The 19270-nt window shown below is 65.1% G+C and carries 19 protein-coding genes; 15 read left to right on the forward strand and 4 right to left on the reverse strand.

The features are described 5' to 3' along the window. Positions 1-50: 50 nt before the first annotated feature. From ACP15P_RS00370 to ACP15P_RS00385, 4 genes are all read left to right on the forward strand, one after another. Positions 51-1088 (forward strand): GlxA family transcriptional regulator, encoded by a 1038-nt coding sequence (locus ACP15P_RS00370; protein ID WP_424926505.1) that lies wholly within the window; start codon positions 51-53, stop codon positions 1086-1088. Positions 1089-1177: 89 nt separating this feature from the next. Then, positions 1178-1540: a glycine zipper family protein gene (locus ACP15P_RS00375; protein ID WP_424926506.1), complete on the forward strand. Its 363-nt coding sequence runs from the start codon at positions 1178-1180 to the stop codon at positions 1538-1540. Between the two features lie 45 nt (positions 1541-1585). Continuing rightward, positions 1586-2455 (forward strand): SDR family oxidoreductase, encoded by an 870-nt coding sequence (locus ACP15P_RS00380; RefSeq protein WP_424926507.1) that lies wholly within the window; start codon positions 1586-1588, stop codon positions 2453-2455. Next, positions 2452-3153: a hypothetical protein gene (locus tag ACP15P_RS00385; RefSeq protein ID WP_424926508.1), complete on the forward strand. Its 702-nt coding sequence runs from the start codon at positions 2452-2454 to the stop codon at positions 3151-3153. The genes ACP15P_RS00380 and ACP15P_RS00385 overlap by 4 nt, the downstream gene beginning before the upstream one ends. Before the next feature lie 12 nt (positions 3154-3165). On the opposite strand, the gene ACP15P_RS00390 is transcribed toward ACP15P_RS00385, so the two are convergent. From ACP15P_RS00390 to ACP15P_RS00405, 4 genes are read right to left on the reverse strand one after another with little or no spacing between them, the layout of a single operon-like run. Next, on the reverse strand, positions 3166-3423 hold the full coding sequence (locus tag ACP15P_RS00390; RefSeq protein WP_424926509.1) for a PepSY domain-containing protein: 258 nt from the start codon (positions 3421-3423) through the stop codon (positions 3166-3168). A 17-nt stretch (positions 3424-3440) separates the two neighbouring features. Next, the gene (locus ACP15P_RS00395) at positions 3441-3887 is read right to left on the reverse strand and encodes a cupredoxin domain-containing protein (protein WP_424926510.1); all 447 of its coding nucleotides are present in this window, start codon (positions 3885-3887) and stop codon (positions 3441-3443) included. A gap of 21 nt (positions 3888-3908) precedes the next feature. After that, positions 3909-4880, reverse strand: coding sequence for a YVTN family beta-propeller repeat protein (locus ACP15P_RS00400; protein WP_424926511.1), 972 nt, complete (start codon positions 4878-4880; stop codon positions 3909-3911). After that, complete coding sequence (locus ACP15P_RS00405) at positions 4880-6064, reverse strand: ABC transporter substrate-binding protein (protein WP_424927279.1); 1185 nt, start codon at positions 6062-6064, stop codon at positions 4880-4882. The genes ACP15P_RS00400 and ACP15P_RS00405 overlap by 1 nt, the downstream gene beginning before the upstream one ends. A 252-nt stretch (positions 6065-6316) precedes the next feature. On the opposite strand from ACP15P_RS00405, the gene ACP15P_RS00410 reads away from it, so the two are divergent. The 11 genes from ACP15P_RS00410 (at position 6317) to ACP15P_RS00460 (ending at position 19237) form a co-directional block, all read left to right on the forward strand. Continuing rightward, positions 6317-6802, forward strand: a complete 486-nt coding sequence (locus tag ACP15P_RS00410) for a GNAT family N-acetyltransferase (protein WP_424926512.1) — start codon at positions 6317-6319, stop codon at positions 6800-6802. Between the two features lie 91 nt (positions 6803-6893). Further along, the gene (locus ACP15P_RS00415) at positions 6894-8258 is read left to right on the forward strand and encodes a histidine kinase (protein WP_424926513.1); all 1365 of its coding nucleotides are present in this window, start codon (positions 6894-6896) and stop codon (positions 8256-8258) included. Next, positions 8255-8881 carry a response regulator gene (locus ACP15P_RS00420; RefSeq protein ID WP_424926514.1) on the forward strand — a complete coding sequence of 209 codons (627 nt, stop codon included), beginning with the start codon at positions 8255-8257 and terminating at the stop codon, positions 8879-8881. The genes ACP15P_RS00415 and ACP15P_RS00420 overlap by 4 nt, the downstream gene beginning before the upstream one ends. A gap of 169 nt (positions 8882-9050) precedes the next feature. Then, positions 9051-10277, forward strand: coding sequence for a hypothetical protein (locus ACP15P_RS00425; protein ID WP_424926515.1), 1227 nt, complete (start codon positions 9051-9053; stop codon positions 10275-10277). A 125-nt stretch (positions 10278-10402) separates the two neighbouring features. Next, complete coding sequence (locus ACP15P_RS00430; RefSeq protein WP_424926516.1) at positions 10403-11662, forward strand: hypothetical protein; 1260 nt, start codon at positions 10403-10405, stop codon at positions 11660-11662. Positions 11663-11845: 183 nt separating this feature from the next. Next, entirely contained in the window at positions 11846-13705 is a 1860-nt protein-coding gene (locus ACP15P_RS00435) for a D-apionate lactonase family protein (RefSeq protein ID WP_424926517.1), read from the forward strand. Continuing rightward, positions 13705-14745: a Gfo/Idh/MocA family protein gene (locus ACP15P_RS00440; RefSeq protein ID WP_424926518.1), complete on the forward strand. Its 1041-nt coding sequence runs from the start codon at positions 13705-13707 to the stop codon at positions 14743-14745. Before ACP15P_RS00435 ends, ACP15P_RS00440 begins: the two co-directional genes overlap by 1 nt. After that, positions 14742-15989 carry a ribulose-bisphosphate carboxylase large subunit family protein gene (locus ACP15P_RS00445; RefSeq protein WP_424926519.1) on the forward strand — a complete coding sequence of 416 codons (1248 nt, stop codon included), beginning with the start codon at positions 14742-14744 and terminating at the stop codon, positions 15987-15989. The genes ACP15P_RS00440 and ACP15P_RS00445 overlap by 4 nt, the downstream gene beginning before the upstream one ends. Continuing rightward, on the forward strand, positions 15986-17353 hold the full coding sequence (locus tag ACP15P_RS00450) for a four-carbon acid sugar kinase family protein (protein ID WP_424926520.1): 1368 nt from the start codon (positions 15986-15988) through the stop codon (positions 17351-17353). Before ACP15P_RS00445 ends, ACP15P_RS00450 begins: the two co-directional genes overlap by 4 nt. Continuing rightward, complete coding sequence (locus ACP15P_RS00455; RefSeq protein WP_424926521.1) at positions 17350-18192, forward strand: phosphogluconate dehydrogenase C-terminal domain-containing protein; 843 nt, start codon at positions 17350-17352, stop codon at positions 18190-18192. The genes ACP15P_RS00450 and ACP15P_RS00455 overlap by 4 nt, the downstream gene beginning before the upstream one ends. Positions 18193-18235: 43 nt before the next feature. Next, positions 18236-19237 carry a sugar ABC transporter substrate-binding protein gene (locus ACP15P_RS00460; protein WP_424926522.1) on the forward strand — a complete coding sequence of 334 codons (1002 nt, stop codon included), beginning with the start codon at positions 18236-18238 and terminating at the stop codon, positions 19235-19237. The last annotated feature ends 33 nt before the right edge of the window (positions 19238-19270 follow it).

The following is a 19270-nucleotide window of genomic DNA, read 5'->3' on the forward strand; positions in this document are numbered from 1 at the left end:
GAGGGGTCTTTGTCCTAACGGTCAGGTCGCCAAAACGCTAGTGTCCGACCATGGAACAGAAACGGACATGTCAGACAGACCGGCGCGAACGGTCCATCGTGATGGTAACCTATCCCGACGCCCACATCCTCGATGTGGTCGGCCCGCTGGAGGTCCTGACCGGCGCGAAGTATTTCCTCCCCGCCGGCCCCAACCCCTACGGGGTCAGCGTCGTCGCCAAATCGCCCGGCGCTATCGCCACCACCTCCGGCCTGACCCTGACCGCCGACCGCAGCTTCGCGGACGCCACGGATGACACCGCCCCCATCGACACCCTGATCGTCGCGGGCGGCCACGGCACCATGGCCGCGGTCGGGGATGCGGAACTCCTCGCCTACGTCCGCACCGCCGCCACCCGCGCGCGCCGCATCGTATCCATCTGCACCGGCGCGATGATCCTCGCGGAAATCGGCCTGCTCGACGGAAAACGCGCCTGCACCCACTGGTGGTGGTGCCCCATCCTCGAAAAGCGCTACCCGAAGGTTCAGGTCGAACGCGACGCCATCTACCTGCGCGACGGCAACATCTGGACCTCCGCGGGCGTGACCGCGGGCATGGACCTCGCACTCGCACTGGTGGAAATGGACTGGGGCCATGACGTCGCCCTCCAGGTCGCCCGCTACAATGTCATGTACATGATGCGCCCCGGCGGCCAGTCGCAGTTCAGCGCCCATCTCGTCGCCCGCCATGCGGAGGACCCCGCCATCGACGACACGCTCAAGCACATCCTCGCCAATCCCGGCGATCCGCTGACCGTCACGGCACTCGCCGCCCGCGCCTGCCTCTCCGAGCGGACCTTTGCCCGCCGTTTTCGCGCCGCCACCGGCATGACCCCGGCGGCCCATGTGGAAACCGCCCGAGTCCAGTCCGCCCGCGTGGCACTGGAAACCACGGCCCAAAGCATCGAGCACATTGCCCGCGACACCGGCTTTGACAATGCCGAACGCATGCGCCGCGCCTTCCAGCGCCACCTCGGCATTTCCGCCACCGAATACCGCGACCGCTTCCGCCGCTCCGGGCCCGACCGCATCCGCGACGGCCCCGCCTGAAGCCCGCCACATCGCAATCACGACCACACCCGCGCGAACACCCGTCCGCGCGATCCAACTCTAATTGTCTCAAACCAAAGGACCAAACCATGAAACCGACATACCTTGCCGCCCTCTTTCCCGTACTCCTCGCCGCCTGTTCCGGCACCGGATCGGACTACCAGCCCATCACCGACGGCACCCGCGCCGCCTCCTGGGACAGCGACCTGACCGCCTGCCAGACCCTCGCGCGCAACCAGGGCCAGTTCGATGACGAAACCGCCGGGGCCGCCGCCATGGGCGCGGGTGCCGGCGCCCTGCTCGGCGCAATGGATGACGATGGCGACGCCCTTGGTGGCGCCCTCGTCGGTGCCGTCGCAGGCGGCGCGGCAGGAGCCGTCAGCGCCAATGACCGCCGCCAGTCCATCGTCACCGAATGCATGCGCGGTCGCGGCCACAACGTCGTAGGCTAAACACCCGCACACTCACACAACCTGACCACCCGGAGGCACCCCACCATGAAAACCGTATTCATCGCAGGTGCCACCGGATACCTCGGCCGCCACCTCTGCGCGGAATATCAAAGCCGCGGCTGGCGGGTCCATGCCCTCGTCCGCAACGCCAGCAGCGCTCAAGACCTCCAGGCCGACGCCCTTATCGAGGCGGAGGCCACCCTGTCCGAAACGCTCACCGGCACCATGACCGGCTGCGACCTCGTCATCTCCGCCCTCGGCATTACCCGACAAACGGACGGGCTCGACTACCGCGAGGTCGACTACGCCGCCAACCTGAACCTGCTCAACGAGACCCAGGCGGCGGGCATCCGCCATTTCGCCTATATCCACGTCCTGAATGCCGACAAAATGCCCGACGTACCCCTCGTCGCCGCCAAATCCGCCTTCGCTGACGCCCTTCGCCAGGCCGACATAACCTCCACCATCATCGCGCCCTCAGGCTACTTCTCCGACATGGCCGATTTCCTCAACATGGCCCGCTCAGGCCGTGTCTGGCTGTTCGGAACCGGTGATCTGCGCCTAAACCCCATCCACGGTGCCGACCTCGCCAAAGCCACTGCCGACGCCATTGCCGAACGGCGCCCCCATCTCGACATCGGCGGCCCGGACATCCTCAGCCACACCGACATCGCCGGGGCCGCCTTCCGCGCCATCAATAAACCCGCCCGCATCACCCGGCTGCCCGACTGGACCCGCCGTGCGGCCATCGCACTCCTGCCCTGGATCACACCCCGACGCATCCACGGTCCGGCCCTGTTCTTCCTCACCGCCTTCGGCATGGAAATGACCGGCACGCCCCACGGCACCCGCCACCTGGCCGACCATTTCGCGGACATCACTCCCGGCAAAACCGAAAGCACGTTCGACCCATGACCCTCCAAAACACCGCCGGCCCCGCCGCCATCCTCTGCGGCGCAACCTGGCTCATCGGCATGGCCGTCCTGATCCTTCTGCTCGCCCCAATGGGCTACGGCACCCATGACGTCGATCCAAACGCAATCCTGACCTTCAACGCCACACGACCCGGCATCCTCACGGCATTCAACACCGTAATCTACATCGTCAACGCCGCGGCACTCGCGTCTCTCGTGGTCATGCTCCCGCACGGCCGCCACGACGCACCGGCTGCCATCACACGCGCCTTTGGCCTGATCTGGGCCACACTCATCCTTGCAGCGGGAATGGTCGCAAATGTCGGCCTCGAGCGCGCCGCGCACATCCTGCCAGCCGACCCCGACCGCGCCGCCGACCTCTGGCTGACGCTCCACACCGTTGAACAGGGCCTCGGCGGCGGCAATGAGATCGCGGGCGGTCTCTGGATCACCTGCGCCTCCCTGACCACCCCCGGTCTGCCCCGCGCCCTGACCGCGCTCGGCCTCGTGACCGGCCTCGCGGGCCTTGCCACCATCGTCGCGCCAACCGGCGAGACCACGGGCACGATCTTCGGCCTGGGCGGCATCGCCTGGTTCCTGACCCTCGGCGCGGCACTCACCCGCTCCGGTTCCCCAGCACAACGAAAAACGGCCACCGTTTCCGGTGGCCGCCGAAGTTCGGCAAAGCCGGGATCGTAACTGCCCCGGAGATTATTCCTTACGCCGACCCGTTTCCTGAAGATTGGAATCCAACTCAATGTCATACTGCCCATCAGCACAGAACACGTCATCGAGTTCATAGCCGTCATCCTCGACCTCAATGTCGCCCGGATCCATCTCACACTGAACCGACGCCAGATACTCCATGATCTGCGCCTGAACCTCTTCCGACACCTCCTCATCGGCAATGGCGGGAACGGAAGCGAATGGCAGGCACAGCGCCGCCGCGAACAGGGTCTTTTTAAGCATCGAATGTCTCCTGAAACCTACTGGATCTGAAAGGTCACGCTCTGCGCCTCACCGGTCGAACCGGGAATGCTGAGCGTATAGCTGCCAGGCTTGATCGCCACGAACGAGAGCCGCGCGGTGCCACCGGCATCGAACTCCAGGCTGTCAATCGCCATGGGCCGGATCTCAATGTCGTTGATCACGATCTCATTCATCCAGATCGCCCGAAAAAAACCCGGCCCCGACACGGCCAGTTCCGCCGTCCCGTCCGCCGTGATGTAGATCTCGTAATAGGCACCGGACTGCAACGCCACCGGACCCTCACCGGCATAAAGCGGCTTGCCCGAGGACAGTTCCAGCTCCACCGGCTCGCCACGGTTGCACGACGCCAGAACCCCGGCAAATCCCATGTTGTCACAGAGCGGCGCCGCCGCCGCAGGCCCGGCCATCAGTGCCGCGAACGCCGCAAGATACAGTTTCCTCACGTCCCTTATCCTCCCTCTTTGTTATTGATCCGGCGCCACGACAACGCCCCAGGGCTGCTGTCCGACCTGCACGGATTTGATGACCTCCTCCTTCTCCACGTCGATGATCGACACGTCATTGGAGTTGCCATTCGTCGTAATCAGAAACTTCTCATCCGGCGTGAACCCAAGCTGCCAGACCCTCTGCCCCACCAGCAGGTATTCCAGCACCTCATCGGTTTCGCCATCAATCACCGCCACCCGGTTCGACGGCCCCAGGGCCACAAACACCCGGCTGGCATCCTCCGTCACCTTGATTCCCACGGGCTGAAGCCATTCCGGCTGAACACCCGCCACCTCAAAAGTTATCTTTTTGGTGATCGATGGCGCATCCGCCGTCAGGTCAATGACGCTCACCGTGCCACCGATCTCGGCGCTCACGTAAAGCTTGCTGCCATCGGAGGTGAACTCCGCATAGCGCGGCCGCTGGTCCACCAGCACGTTATGGACGATCTCATACGTTTCCGTATCGATGAAATGCGCCATGTTTGTGGTCTCGGAGGTATTGATCACGATCCCCGCATCGGGGCTGATCGCCATCCCCTCCGGCTCAACCCCCACCGGCACCTCGGCCAGCACCTGATGGGTCTCGGTATCCACCACCGTCACCAGGTTGTCGTCCTCGTTGGCAATATAGAGCGGATTACCCGACGGATGGATCACAAACAGCTCCGGATCCGGCCCGGAAGGCAGCGTGTGCAACTCCTCAAACGTGTTCGGGTCATAGACCCGCACCAGGTCGTCATCCGACGAGCAGACATAAAGCTCGCTTCCATCGGGCGCGATCGTAATGCCCCGCGGCCGGTTTCCGGCCGGAAATTCCGTAATCTGTTCCCAGGTTTCGCTGTCGAGCACCGTCACGGTGTTCCCGCGTTCGTTCGACACGAAAACATTATTGGCCAGCGCCGGGGCCGCCATCACCGACAGCCCTCCCAGCAGCAGATACTTTATCATCAATTCCCCCCCGCAAAGGCACTGCAGTTGTTTTCCGGACGATCAAGTCCGAGAGTATCCAGAAGGGACACCTGATGCAGAAATCCCTCCTGCGGGCTGACACTTACGGTCATTCGCCCGTTGGACAAAAGAATGGGCTGGCGAAGCTGCCCGTTCCAGTCACGGAAGGTTACCGGGACGCCTTTGAAGGCGGCAAGTTCAAACTCGTCGCCAAGCATGTATTCACGTAATACTTTAGGATCATCCGAGCCGGTTCTCGTCACCGCCTCACCCACAACACGCACCGCCAGCCAGGTCTGGTAGTCCAGATCATCCATCATGCGACCGGCCGAGTCCTCAAACCGCGTCTGCATCTGCGTGGCCCCCCAGCTTTCATGGGTCGGCGCCCATGTCACCGGCCGCAGCCCCGCCGATCCCGCCACCGGTGCGGGCTCCCAGACATGATAGGGCAGATACTCGGCAAACACGTCCGAGGCATCCGCCGCCACGACCACGTCATGCTCCTCCGCATCCTGGGTGAAGACGGGGATCTGTTTCTGGACCAGAACATGCCCCGAATCCGACACCCGGCTGCCCCCGGTATCCTCAAACGTGCGTTCCTCGACGATCTCCGCACCAAACTTCCGCGCCGACGTCCGGTAAGCCTCTGCCAGCGCAACATCCTCCGGGTTCGACCCCGCGATCAGAAACCACTCCGTCCAGCGCTTCCAGACCAGGAACTGCGTCACCGCATCCGCCCGCATCGCGTCACTCGGGGCAATATGCAAAAGGTTCGCCCGACACCGCTCATCGCGCAGGGTCGTATCTCCGCTGGACGCATTAAAAAGAACCGCATCCTCCGGCGCGGCATCCACCATCGCAAGCATGTCCTCCGAACTGCCGACCAGCACGAACAGCCTCAGACCATCCTCCACCAGCGCCTGAAAATCCGCCATCGCGTTTTCCGGCGTGGTCGCCACCTCGACCAGCTCATGCGTCTGTCCCAGAAACTGTCCCGTCGTCCGGTTGTCATCCGTCGCCACACGCGCCCCGGCAAACGCCCGGTCCTCCTGCAGCAGATCAAGACGGGAAAGGGGAAGGAGAGAGGGATAATCAATGCGCAACACCGCAACAGTCGCCGTCTGTGCCGCAGCCGGGAAAACCGCACCACAGACCAGAACCGCCGTCGCCGCAGACAGACACATCCGCTTCATCCATGAAACCAGCGGACCGGCGTCAAGCATATCAGTCATTTATCCCCAATCTCCTCCCAGAACCTTTTTGCTAGCACGCCCCTCCCGAACCGTGCCTCCCAAAAAATACCGGGAACATTCGGCAATGAAACCGGGAAACGCCGCGGGACTACTAAAGTCTGTATGCACACCTTCCCTCCGGCTTCCAAAGCGCATCCCTGCCTTGGCGCTGGCCAACCACGCCCAACAGGGCTATCGACAGTCATGCATGTTTTCCGAAACGCCCGCCCCGCCGACGCCCGACGCTGTTACGACATCGAACAGGCCGCCTACGAGGGCGACGAGGCCGCAACCCTCGACAAAATCGCCAGGCGTATCGACCTCTACCCGGACGGTTTCCTGATCCTCGAAATCGACAACGACATCGCGGGCTTCATCAACTCCGGCTGCGCCCATCAGGTCGAAATGTCCGATGATGACTTCAAGGAACTCGTGGGCCACGACCCGCTCGCCCCGAACGTCGTCATCATGTCGGTGGTCATTGATCCCCGATACCAGGGCAGAGGGCTGTCCCGCACCCTGATGACCGAATTTGTAAACCGAATGCGGACCGCAGGAAAACGCGAAATCCACCTCATGTGCCGCGACCACCACATCCCCCTCTATGAGCGGCTCGGATACCGATACGACCGCCCGTCCGCATCCGGTCACGGCGGCATGACCTGGCACGAAATGTCGATGATCCTCTGACGGCCCACCCGTCCCAGGCTCATCTTTTCGTTCGACTTGCTCCCCCGCCCAGGTCTATCGTGGCCGCCCGGCGCATTGGGGAGGATCCGGCATGTTCAGGCGCATGCACCTGAAACAACAGGTGGTTTTCAGCATCATGGCGGTCCAGCTTCTGGTACTGGCCTTCGGTGCCGCGGTGCTCGTGGCCAATGCCCGCAACGCCGTCGCCGTGGAAATCGGCGCGGGAGAACGCAGCGCCCGCGCCCTGGTCATCGCAGCCCTGGGCTCCGCCCTTCAGGACACCCCACCGGGCGAGGTCCTGCCCCGTCTCGCCGACATTCTCGTGCAGCCCCGCCATGTCGACCTCTCCCTGATCGACGCCCAGCGTGGCCTGATCCGCGTCCGCGAGGTCCCGCTGGACGACCTGCCCACACCCGCGCCCGCCTGGTTCACCACCCTTGTCTGGCCCGAACCCGTCGAAACCCGCGTGCCCGTCCAGGTCAACGGTCGCGACTACGGCTATGTCTCCATCACCACCGCGCCTGCCGATGAAATCGCCGAGGTCTGGGCCGACATCAGGGGCCTGTTCTGGATCATCGCGGGTTCCGCCGTGTTCTCCGCAGCCCTGCTCTCCTGGCTCGTCCACCGCGCCCTGCGTCCGCTGGGCCGCCTGCGCACCGCGCTGAAAACCCTGCAGGACGGCGATCTCGCCACCCGCATCCGCCCCGGACGCCACCCCGATCTCGCCCCCATCACCGAAGGCTTCAATGCCCTCTCCGCCAGCCTCCAAACCGCGAGCGAAGAACGCGCCAGCCTCAACCGCCGCATCGTTGAACTGGCCGACGCCGAACGCCGCGCCATCGCCATGGAACTCCACGACGAGTTCGGCCCCTGCCTGTTCGGCCTCAAGGTCAAGGCCTCCGCCATCGCCCGCGCCTCCGACGACCCAAAGATCACGGCCGACGCCGGGACCATCCTCGAAATTGTCAGCCAGATCCAGGCCTCCAACGCCCGCCTCCTGACCACGCTCCGCCCCATGGCCATCGGCCAGCTCCCCCTGACCGACGCCCTGCGCGACCTCTTCGAGGCCTTCCGCAAAACCCATCCCGGCATCGTCTGGCACATAGACCTGCCGGACGACCTGCCCGAAACACCGGAAATCATCGACCTCACCGTCTACCGTTTCTTCCAGGAGGGTACCACCAACGCCCTGCGCCACGGCACCCCGCAGAACATCCGCGCCGGCCTCACCACCGACACCAAAGGCCAGATCCACATGACAATCGAAGATGACGGCCCCGGCATAGATGAAAAAACCAGCGAGGGCCGCGGCCTGACCGCCATGCGCGACCGCATCGGCGCCGTCGGTGGTCAGCTCACCATCGACCGCCCCGACACCAGCGGCACCCGCCTGAAGGCCCGCTTCCCCCTTTCCGCCGACACCAAATCCACTGGCGACCTGAGTATCGCATCATGAAATCCGCTCTTGTCATCGACGACCACCCCGTCGCCCATCTCGGCTGCCGCCAGCTTCTCACGGAGGCGGGCTACGACACCATCCACGAGGCCCTGACCGACACCGGGGCCCTCAAACTCGCCGACGCCCATTCCCCGTCCCTGATCGTCCTCGACCTCGGAATGCCCGGCCTCGGCGGGCTGAACCTCATCGAGCCGCTGCTCCGCCGCCTGCCCGACGCGCGGATCCTGATCTTCTCCATGAACGAACAGACCGTTTTCGTCTCCAAAGCGCTCGAGACCGGCGCCACCGGCTACCTCTCCAAAAACTCCGCGCCCGAGGATTTTCTCGCCGCCGTCGAGGCGCTGGAACAGGGCCGCCTCTACCTCTCCCACGAAATGGCCCTTGCGGTGGCCAGCAAAGGCATCGGCGGCCGCGCCGACCCGCTCTCAACGCTCACCGAACGCGAACACCAGGTCCTGCGCCTCATCGGCCAGGGCCAGGACCTCCAGTCCATCGCCGACGCCCTGCGCGTCAGCTACAAGACCGCCGCCAACACCTCGTCGAACGTCCGAAAAAAACTCGGCGCCTCCAGCACCACCGACCTCATCCGCATGGCAATCGAGGCCGGCTTGACACGCTAGACCCCAACAGCCCACAGGCTCCGCCAGCCCCTCGTACAGCCCGCCACGCTGAGCGGGCATTTGCCGTCTGCGCGCCGGCAAAACCAAAATTCTTCCGCGCAACGACTGGACACTCAACCGCGAACCCCTATACGTAATGTTATATTATAACGAACTGAGGATTACTCCCATGCCGTCCCGTTTCCGACCGGCCTCGCTGGCCGCCGCCCTGCTCGTAACCTCCGCACTGCCGACCTTCGCGGCGGATGAGACCGCAGAAGTCTGGCGCCTTTTTGTCACCGACCAGCAGGCGGGACGCGTCACTGCGCTTGATGCGACCAGCGGTGAAACCCTCGGCGTCTTCCCCACCACCGGCTACGTCACCCACCTCAAGCCCAGCGAAAGCGGCTCCATCCTTTTTGCCGTCCAGATGGACCACGACATGGTCAACGTCATCGACAGCGGCCTCCGCTTTACCAGCCACGGCGACCACGGCGATGTGGAAATATCCGACCCCGCCCTTCTGGACCTTGAGCTTGCCGGCAGCCGTCCCGTCCACATCGTTCCCCATGGCGATGAAATGATCCAGTTCTACGACCGCGACGGCGAGGCCCGCGTCTACAACGAGGCCGCCCTGCTCGAAGGCGACACCAAACACGACATTTTCAGATCCGCCGCCCCGGTCCACGGTGTCGCCGTCCCGATGGACAAATACATGCTGATGGCTGAACCCAACCTGACGGCGGAAACCAAAGCCGGCGACCTGCCCCCACGTTTTGGCCTCTCAATCCTCGATGAGACGAAAGCCCAGGTGGGCGACGCCGCCGTCTGCACCGGCCTCCACGGAGAAGCCTCCTCCGCCGGCATGGTGGCCTTTGGCTGTGCCGAGGGCGTTCTGGTGGCCGAACCGCAGTCCGGCGCCGAGCCGAAACTCACCATGCTGACCTATGGCGACGACCTGCCCGACGGCACTGTCGGCACGCTGCTTGGCGCAAAATCCATGCAGTATTTCCTCGGCAACTACGGTGACAAGGGCGTCGTCGTGATCGACGCCAAAGCGGAAAACCCGTTCAGCCTCACGGAACTGCCCGTGCGCCGCGTCGATTTCGCCCTCGACCCCAAACGCGTGACCACCGCCTACATCTTCACCGAGGACGGCCGGATCCACGCGCTCGACACCATCAGCGGCGAGCTTTCCCGCTCCACACAGGTCACCGACCCCTACAGCAAGGACGGCCATTGGAGGGACCCGCGCCCGCGCCTCGCTGTCATGGGCGATGAGATCGCCATCACCGACCCCCGCGCCAGCCTCGTACGCATCCTCGACGCCGAAACCTTCAGCGAACTGCGCACCATCGAGGTCGAGGGCCTGCCCTTCAACATCACCGCCGTCGGCGGCTCCGGCCTCACCCACTAGACCGGGCCTGCCGAACCAATCAGGGGCCGCGCCCGCACGCGGCCCCTCGACCGCCAAAGCCACCCGCTTCACGGCTTCAACACCTTTTCCGGTCAGGTTAACGTCACAAAGACGGACAAGACCAAATGGTGGCGACAATACTTACCCTGACCGCACTGCTCACCCTCGCAGCCCTCGCAACCCCTGCCACCGCCGAATCCCCTGCGGACTACTGCATCGAACAGGTGGCCGAACGTCCCGCATTGCGCAAGGATGCCAGCCGACCCACCCGCGACCGAAACGTTCCCTATTCGGTTCCCGGCCTTCCCGTTGAAATCAGCAACCCATCAGAAGGCCGCGTGGAATTCCGGGACCCGGCAACCGGACACACCACTGAAATGTGGTTCCCCTCCGGCGACGATTACCTTGGTTTTAACTACTACGATGCCCCGAGCGGACGGCTCTATGGCGACAGTCATGCAGCAGGCATTGGTTGGATCGAGTTTCAGTCCACAGAGGCGGGCATTGAGCCAACCGACAGCGGCATGGTGCGACCTCGCCTGACGTGGGACCCCAGGTCTTCCGGCACCTGGTCCGCCCGTTACAGCCCCGCTCTCCGTCTCGGTTTCTACACCGGCTACACCACATGGTGGTGCTGCGAAGCCCTACGGAAACAGCGCACGTACGAGTTCGATATCGACGAGGGAAAGGGCCGGAGAATCCCCGATTTCTGGTGGCTGCGGCTGGCCTACGTGGGCGACGATCCCGTCACCGGCCGTGCGGTCCTGGAGGAACACGAAACCCGGGAACGATACTGGCACGACGGCAGAAGGGTGTTTCGACCGAAACCCGGCGAAACCGGTCCGCTGGCCTACTGGACCGACGACCCCCTGAGCGATGGCCAGCTACTGCGGGATGAAGCGGGCCGTCCCTGGCGCTTTGACGGAACGAAACCAACGCAGCTTGACCCCCGCCACGTGCTGGACGGACGTGTATACTGGACGGGATACCGCCCGGCTTTCGACCGGTGGATCATTGCTACCGCAACCAACTGGTACGTGTACCGAAAAGGACGCCCCCTAAAACTACTCGAGATGCCTGACCCGGCAGCTACCTGGAGCTGGCATACCAACCAAATCTCGCCGCCCGCGAATTTCCCCAACTGGATCATCAGCAGTAACGGACTTTGGTGGGAAGAAGAAACTGGTGCGCGAACGATCGTAATACCTGAGGCCAATGCCCATTTTTCTGAACCCGATCCCAACGGGTTGACTGCAGACGGAGACGCGATTGCCTTTGCACTGGACACCGAACCCGAACAACCCAATCGCACCTGGTACATCATCCGCCATAAACGCCCCTCGGAATCATGCACGCTGCCAGGCGTTCTTACGATCGCGCCGTAGATCATCCCAATAAGTCCCCCGGTTACGACGGACCTCCACCCCCCGGCCATCAATCCGCCCCCCCCCCGCAACAAATTTTTGCAGGAAATTATTGACAGCCAAATTCAATGTTATACTCATTATACCAGATAAGAGACCGGAAAGGTCGGTGCGTCACCGCACCCATTTTGGGAGGAATTCGCGATGGACACACGCGACGCCACTGATGCGGCCATGGCCCGCTTCGGCACGGAACAGCCTGCCGCCTCACCGATTCTGCTGAACTGCGGCCACACCACGCTTTCCGTCACGCCCGGCGGCCTCGGCGCGATCACCCATCACGGCATCGAGGTCATCCGCGCGCTCGCCTTTCCCATCCGCGACGCCGACTGGGCCACCACGCCCGCCACCATCACCGCCTCGACCCAGGACGAAACCGCCGGCATGGCCCATGTCTCGCGCAGCTTCCGGGCCGGAGACTTTGAGGGCCATTTCGACCTCACCGCCCGCCAGACCGGAGATGACACCCTGATCGAGGGCAGCCTCACACTGAAAGCCCGCAGCACCACAACCGTCAACCGCGCCGGTTTCGTGCTGCTCCACCCGCTCTCCGGCGTCGTAGGCGCACCCGTCGAGGTCGTCCATTCCAACGGCGAAACCGAAACCCTTAGCTTCCCCGACCACATCTCCCCCGGCCAGCCTGTCTTCGACATCACCGAACTGCGCCAGACCGTCCACGGCATCAGTGTCGGCATCAGTCTCGAGGGCGAGATCTTTGAGATGGAGGACCAGCGCAACTGGACCGACGCCTCCTTCAAGACCTACTGCCGCCCCCTCGCCGCCCCGCGCCCCTTCGACGTCAAAACCGGCGAAACCATCCAACAGCGCGTCGTCATCCACCTCTCCGGCACCGCCAAACCCGCCTCTGGCGCCACCGAAGCACCCCGCACCGGCACCCTGCCCGAAATCGCCCTCGCCATCGACCCCGCCATCCACACGCCAAACGCGGAAACCACCCAAACCCTCGCCGCCCTGCCCCTCTCCGGTCTGCAACTCCGCGTCACCACCGACCACCCGGTCTTCCCCGACGCCCTGCAAACCCTCAACGCGCCCCTGACGCTCGAAGCCGTCATCCCCGACGGCCAGGACCCCGACACCGCCCTCAAGTCCCTCGCCGACGCCTGCGCGGCCGCAGGCATCCAACCCGCCCACATCATCGCCCTGCCCGAACCCTATCTCGCCAGCCACCAGCCCGACGGCCCCTGGCCCGGCGGCACCACACCCACCGGCGCACACGAAGCCGCCGCCCGCGCCTTTCCCAACGCCCAAACCGGCGCCGGAATGCTCACCAACTTCACCGAACTTAACCGCTGCCCGCCCGGCCCGGACGGAGATTTTGTCACCTTCGGCACCACCGCAATCGTCCACGACGCCGCCGATGGCGCGGTTCTCGAAACCCTAGAGGCGCTTCCAGACGTCTTCGCCAGCGCCCGCGCCCTCGCGGGCAACCGTCCCATCCGTCTCGGCCTCGTCTCCATCGGCATGCGCAGCAACCCCTACGGCGCCACCGTAGCCGAAAACCCCGACCGCATCCGCCTCGAAATGGCCCTCGACGACCCCCGCCAGCGCGGCCTCTTCGCCGCCGCCTTCGCCGTGGGCGCCGCCGCCACCGCGACCGCATCCGGCATCACATCGCTTTCCCCCGCCATGGCCTCCGGCCCGCTCGGGGCGCTCGAGGACACCGGCGCGGTCTACCCCCTCTTCCACGTCATCCACGCCCTCGCCCGCCTCACCGGCCAACAGGCCGAAATCACCGGCCCACCCTGCAGCGGCCTCACCACCATCCGCACCGGCGCACCCGGCCTCTGTGGCCTCGCCACCAACACCGGCACCGACGCCGCAACCCTCGACCCCGGCACCGCCCACACCGCACTCCTGTGCGTAGACAGCACCGGCGCCGCCCGAACCCCGGACTGGCTCGACAGCGCCCCGCGCGAAACCGGGTCCATAACCTTACAGCCGCTTGACGTGGCCTTCCTTTTCAACGGCGGGGAGAACGCCTGATGTATAACGGACTTCTGATCGGCTGCGGCTTTTTCGCGGGCAACCACATGAACGGCTGGGCCGCCGCCGAGGGCGCGCGGATCACCGCCGTCTGCGACCTCGACCGTACCAAGGCCCAGGCCATGGCCGACAAATTCGGCATCACCCATGTCTTCACCGACGTCCAGGAAGCCCTCGCCACCGTCAAACCCGACTTCGTGGATGTCTGCACCACCGTCGACAGCCACCGCCCCCTCGTCGAACTGGCGCTCGCCTCCGGCGCCCTCACCATCTGCCAAAAGCCCTTCGCCAACACGCTCAAGGACGCCCGCGCCATGTGCGACGCCGCCGATGCCGCCGGGAAACCCCTCATCATTCACGAAAACTTCCGCTGGCAGCATCCGAAGATCGAACTGAAAAAACTGCTCGACCAAAACATCATCGGCGACCCCACCTTCGCCCGCCTCAGCTTCCGCCACGGGTACGACGTCTACGCGGGCCAGCCCTACCTGGCCGAGACCGAGAAATTCGCGATCATGGACGTGGGCCTGCACCTCTTCGACCTCGACCGCTTCCTGCTCGGCGACGTGCAGGACATCCACTGCCGCACCCAGAGCCTCAAACCGGGCATCGCGGGCGAGGACGCCTTCACCGCCACGGTCAAACACGACAACGGCACCGTCTGTGTCATCGACTGCTCCTTCTTCACCAAGGTCACGCCCGACCCCTTCCCCGAGACCCTCATCCGCATCGAGGGCATGGAGGGCACGCTCGAACTGCTCCAGAACTACGAAATCCGCGTCCACAAAGACGGCGAGGTCAAATCCATCCCCGCCGAGCCCGCAATCCCCCCCTGGGGTGAGCGTCCCTGGCATGTGGTGCAGGATAGCGTCGCCGCCTTCGAGGACCATGTCGTGGACGTGCTGGAGGGCAAGGCCGAGCCCCAGCCATCCGGCCGCCACAACCTCACCACCCTCGCCATGGCCGTGGCGGCATACGAATCCAACGACACCGGCCGCACCATCCGCATTGCCGACATTGAAATGGACCTGAACCGGTGAGCGACCGCATCGAGGCCGACTACCTGATCGAGACCGCGTACGACCCCGCCGAGGCCGCCGCTGCGCTTGCAGGCGAGCAGTCCTCCGGCACCTTCATGCCCGTTCCCGGCGAAACCCCCGAACTCAAGGCCCGCTCCGCCGCCGTGGTCGAAAGCCTTGAGGAGCGGGAAACGGTCGCCGGGCCCTCACTGCCCGGCGCGGGCCACCCGGACAAACCCCACCGCCGCGCCAAAATTACCGTCTCCTGGCCGCTCGGCAATCTCGGCGCGTCCCTGCCAAACCTCCAGGCCACCGTCACGGGAAACCTTTTTGAGCTCAAACAGTTCTCCGGCCTCAAACTCCTCGACATCCGCCTGCCCCGCGCCTTTGGGGACGCCTATCCCGGCCCCGCCTTCGGCATCGACGGCACCCGCCAGCTCGCGGGTGTCGAAAACCGCCCCATCATCGGCACCATCGTCAAACCCAGTGTCGGCTTCACCGCCGACGATACCGCAGCCCTCGTGAAAACCCTCTGCGAGGCCGGTCTCGACTTCATCAAGGATGACGAGCTTCAGGCCGACGGCCCCCTCTGCCCCTTCGAGGACCGCGCCCGCGCCGTCATGGCCGTCATCAATGACCACGCGGAACGCACCGGCAAGAAGGTCATGTTCGCCTTCAACGTCACCGGTGAGGTCGACGAAATGCGCCGCCGCCACGACCTTGTGGCCGATCTCGATGGCACCTGCGTCATGGCCAGCATCCACTCCGTGGGCCTCACCGGCTTCAGCGCCCTGCGCTCTCATTCACGCCTCCCGATCCACGCCCACCGCAATGGCTGGGGCCTCTACGCCCGCCATCCCATGCTCGGCATCTCCTATGTCGCCTGGTCCAAACTCTGGCGGATCGCCGGGGCCGACCACCTGCATGTCAATGGCCTTTCCAACAAGTTCTGCGAACCGGATGACAGCGTCATCGCCTCCGCCCGCTCGGTACTCACACCGCTTTGGGACGACAAACCCTGCGTTGCCATGCCCGTCTTCTCCTCCGGCCAGTCCGCCAAACAGCCGCCCGCCACATGGAACGCGCTGCAAACCCCGGACCTGATCTACGCGGCGGGCGGCGGCATCATGGCGCACCCAGATGGCCCCGCCGCCGGTGTCGCCAGCCTCCAGCAGGCCTGGGAGGCGGCCACATCCGGCCAGGACGCCGAGGAATACGCCAAAACCCACCCCGAACTCGCCGCAGCCCTGGGGACATACGCATGACCCTGCCCGCCGGTCCCCTGATCGCCTGGTATGGCGACGATTTCACCGGCGCGGGCGCGGTGATGGAGGTTCTGACCTTCGCGGGCCTGCCTTCCGTCCTCTTCCTGGACCTGCCCACCCCTGAGCGTCTGGCCCGGTTCGAGGGCCTGCGCGGCATCGGCATCGCCGGCAACGCCCGCACCCAAAGCGCTGACTGGATGGCCCACCACCTTCCGCCCGTCTACGAGGCCCTGCGCGCCACCGGCGCCCCCGTGATCCACTACAAAATCTGCTCCACCCTCGACAGCGCGCCTCACATCGGCTCCATCGGCACTGCCGCCGACCTTGGCCTGCGTGAGGGCGACTGGGCTCCGGTCCTTGCCGCCGCCCCCCAAATCGGCCGCTGGCAGGCCTTCGGCAACCTCTTCGCGGCCGCGGGCGACAACGTTGAACGCCTCGACCGCCACCCCACCATGTCGGTCCACCCGGTCACGCCCATGAACGAGGCCGATCTTCGCCGCCACATCGGCCAGCAGACCAGCCGCACCGTAGGCCTGATCGACCTCCGCGCCCTCAAATCAGGCACCGCCGCAGAGGAACTAGCCGCCCAGCGCGCCGCCGGACACACCCTCATCGCCATCGACGTCGTCGACGCGGAAACCCTCACCGAGGCAGGCCGTCTGATCTGGTCCGAAGCCAGCAAAAACCAGCTCTTCACCATCGGCTCCCAGGGCATCGAATACGCCCTCACCGCCGCCTGGCGCGCCGCAGGCGACCTCGCCCCCGCGCCCGACATTCCCAAACCGGCCGCCGTGGACCACATCGCCGCCGTCTCCGGCTCCTGTTCCCCCGTCACGGCCCGCCAGATCGAGCACGCCACGCAAAATGGCTGGGCCGCCATCCGCCTCGACCCCACCAAAGCGCTCGACCCCACCGCCCTCGTCATGGAAACCGCCCGGGTCAGCAGCCTCGCGCTCGCGGCCCTTGGTGAGGGCCAGGCCCCGCTCGTCATCACCGCCACCGGCCCGGACGACCCCGAAGTCGCCCGCTTCCGCGAGGCCATCACGACCGCTGGTGCCGACACCGCCCGGACCAACGCCCGCCTCGGTGGCGCCCTGGGCTCCGTCCTGCGCCGCATCGTGCAGGAGGCGGGCCTCACCCGCGCGGCCATCGCGGGCGGCGACACCTCCTCCATGGCCACCGAGGCCCTCGGCCTTTGGGCGCTGACCGCCGCCGCCTCCATCGGACCCGGCGCGCCGCTCTTGCGCGGCCATGGCGACACCCCCGCCACTGATGGCATCGAAATCTCACTCAAGGGCGGCCAGATGGGCGCGCCCGACTATTTCTCCGCCTTGCGGGGACAGACCTCAGGAGAAACCACATGACGAAAATCGCACTGCTGGGCGCCGGCGGAAAAATGGGCGTCCGCCTGGCCACGAACCTTCACGGCACCGACTATGACGTGGCCCATGTGGAGGTCAGCGAAGCGGGCCGCGAGCGCCTCAAAGCCGCCACCGGTCTCGACTGCGTCGAACAGGGCCAGGCCCTCTCCCGCGCCGACGCCGTCGTCCTCGCCGTGCCCGACCGCGCCATCGGTGCGGTGTCCCATGAGATCATCGACCGCCTCGACCCCGGCACCGCCGTCATTGTGCTTGACGCCGCCGCCCCCCACGCGGGCGAAATGCCCAAACGCGACGACGTCACCTATTTCGTCACACATCCATGCCACCCGCCGATTTTCAACGATGAGGAAGGCGAGGACCGCCTCGATTTCTTCGGCGGCGTGAAGGCCAAACAGCACATCGTCTGCGCCCTGATGCAGGGACCGGAGGAACATTATGCCATGTGCGAGGCCATCTCCCGCGAGATATGGAAACCGGTCATGCGCTCCCACCGCGTCACCGTCGAACAGCTCGCCATCCTGGAACCGGCCCTCTCGGAGACCGTGGGCGCCACACTCGCCCTTGCGCTCCGCGACGCCACCGACGAGGCCGTGCGCCGCGGCGTCCCCGAACAGGCCGCCCACGACTTCATGCTCGGCCACATCAACATCGAGCTTGCCATCGCCTTCGGCATCTTCCCCGGCGGACAGTTTTCCGACGGAGCGCTCAAGGCAATCGATACGGCCAAACCGGTCATTTTCCGCGACGGGTGGCTTGACCGCGTTTTTGACCCCGACGCGGTGCTCGCTTCCGTGAAAGAAATCTGCCACCCGGACGACTGATCACCCGCCGTCCGGCCATCAAATTCAACAGGGAGGATACAAAATGAAAAAATATTTGGCAGCAGGCGCCCTCGCGCTCGCAACCACGGCCGCACTGTCCGGCCAGGCCTCTGCGGCAACCATCTGCTTCGCCTTCCAGGACCTCGAGACCGAGTTCTGGGTCGCCGGCCACGCCGCCATCACCTCAACACTTGAGGAGGAAGGCCACACCGTCATCGAGCGCAACGCCAACGAGGATGCCAACCGCCAGCTTGAACAGGTCCGCGACTGCATCGCCCAGGGCGTCGACGGCATCATTATCATCCCCCAGGACGGTGAAAGTGCTGTCACAATCGTCGGCGAGGCCCAGGACAACGACGTGCCCATCGCCGTCTTCAACCGCCCGCCCTCCGACCTCAGCCGCGGCATCATCGTGGTGGCCGACAACGAAACCATCGCCGAACAGGCCGTTGACTACCTTGTCGGGAATGCCCTCGAAGGCGCCGATGAGGGCGAAACGCTCCAGCCCCTCATCCTCGTAGGTGACCTGGGCGACCCCAACGCCGTCGGTCGCAAAAAGGGCTTCTACAACGCCATCGGCAAACAGTCCGACCGCTTTGAAACTCCCATCGAGGTCGCAACCGAATGGGACGCCGCCACGGCCCTCTCCAACCTTGAAGCAGCAGTCACCGCCAACCCCGAGATCGACCTCGTCTTCACCTCCTCCGACTTCCTCTTCCCCACCATCCGCTCGGTCTTCGAACCCCGCGGCATGTGGAAAACCCGTGACCAGGAAGGCCATGTCGTGCTCGGCGGTCTCGACGGTGACGCCACCGCCTGCCAGCTGATCAAGGACGGCTATGTGGACGCGACAGGCGTGCAGGACCTCTACTACGAGGCCGAGGCCGCACTCGACGCCATCCTCTCCGCCATCGACGAGGGTGAATACGCCCCCAACGTGGTGCTTGAGGATCCAGGTTTCGCCCTGACCGCCGACAGTGTGACGGACAGCGAAATGGACATGTGGGGCTGCGTCCTGCTGGCCGAAGGCTTCCTCGAAAAATAATAGAAAGTCCTGCAGCACGCGCCTGGGAGAACA

The sequence above is a fragment of the Amaricoccus tamworthensis genome, from assembly GCF_049800875.1.
Lineage (GTDB): Bacteria > Pseudomonadota > Alphaproteobacteria > Rhodobacterales > Rhodobacteraceae > Amaricoccus > Amaricoccus tamworthensis.

What these genes read in the sequence shown, in the direction of transcription:
- ACP15P_RS00375 (WP_424926506.1), top strand. Translation starts at nt 1,178, where the DNA reads ATGAAACCGACATACCTTGCCGCCCTCTTTCCCGTACTCCTCGCCGCC.
- ACP15P_RS00450 (WP_424926520.1), top strand. Translation starts at nt 15,986, where the DNA reads ATGACCCTGCCCGCCGGTCCCCTGATCGCCTGGTATGGCGACGATTTC.
- ACP15P_RS00420 (WP_424926514.1), top strand. Translation starts at nt 8,255, where the DNA reads ATGAAATCCGCTCTTGTCATCGACGACCACCCCGTCGCCCATCTCGGC.
- ACP15P_RS00425 (WP_424926515.1), top strand. Translation starts at nt 9,051, where the DNA reads ATGCCGTCCCGTTTCCGACCGGCCTCGCTGGCCGCCGCCCTGCTCGTA.
- ACP15P_RS00430 (WP_424926516.1), top strand. Translation starts at nt 10,403, where the DNA reads ATGGTGGCGACAATACTTACCCTGACCGCACTGCTCACCCTCGCAGCC.
- ACP15P_RS00400 (WP_424926511.1), bottom strand. Translation starts at nt 4,880, where the DNA reads ATGATAAAGTATCTGCTGCTGGGAGGGCTGTCGGTGATGGCGGCCCCG.
- ACP15P_RS00380 (WP_424926507.1), top strand. Translation starts at nt 1,586, where the DNA reads ATGAAAACCGTATTCATCGCAGGTGCCACCGGATACCTCGGCCGCCAC.
- ACP15P_RS00405 (WP_424927279.1), bottom strand. Translation starts at nt 6,064, where the DNA reads ATGTGTCTGTCTGCGGCGACGGCGGTTCTGGTCTGTGGTGCGGTTTTC.
- ACP15P_RS00410 (WP_424926512.1), top strand. Translation starts at nt 6,317, where the DNA reads ATGCATGTTTTCCGAAACGCCCGCCCCGCCGACGCCCGACGCTGTTAC.
- ACP15P_RS00435 (WP_424926517.1), top strand. Translation starts at nt 11,846, where the DNA reads ATGGACACACGCGACGCCACTGATGCGGCCATGGCCCGCTTCGGCACG.
- ACP15P_RS00415 (WP_424926513.1), top strand. Translation starts at nt 6,894, where the DNA reads ATGTTCAGGCGCATGCACCTGAAACAACAGGTGGTTTTCAGCATCATG.
- ACP15P_RS00390 (WP_424926509.1), bottom strand. Translation starts at nt 3,423, where the DNA reads ATGCTTAAAAAGACCCTGTTCGCGGCGGCGCTGTGCCTGCCATTCGCT.
- ACP15P_RS00440 (WP_424926518.1), top strand. Translation starts at nt 13,705, where the DNA reads ATGTATAACGGACTTCTGATCGGCTGCGGCTTTTTCGCGGGCAACCAC.
- ACP15P_RS00455 (WP_424926521.1), top strand. Translation starts at nt 17,350, where the DNA reads ATGACGAAAATCGCACTGCTGGGCGCCGGCGGAAAAATGGGCGTCCGC.
- ACP15P_RS00460 (WP_424926522.1), top strand. Translation starts at nt 18,236, where the DNA reads ATGAAAAAATATTTGGCAGCAGGCGCCCTCGCGCTCGCAACCACGGCC.
- ACP15P_RS00370 (WP_424926505.1), top strand. Translation starts at nt 51, where the DNA reads ATGGAACAGAAACGGACATGTCAGACAGACCGGCGCGAACGGTCCATC.
- ACP15P_RS00385 (WP_424926508.1), top strand. Translation starts at nt 2,452, where the DNA reads ATGACCCTCCAAAACACCGCCGGCCCCGCCGCCATCCTCTGCGGCGCA.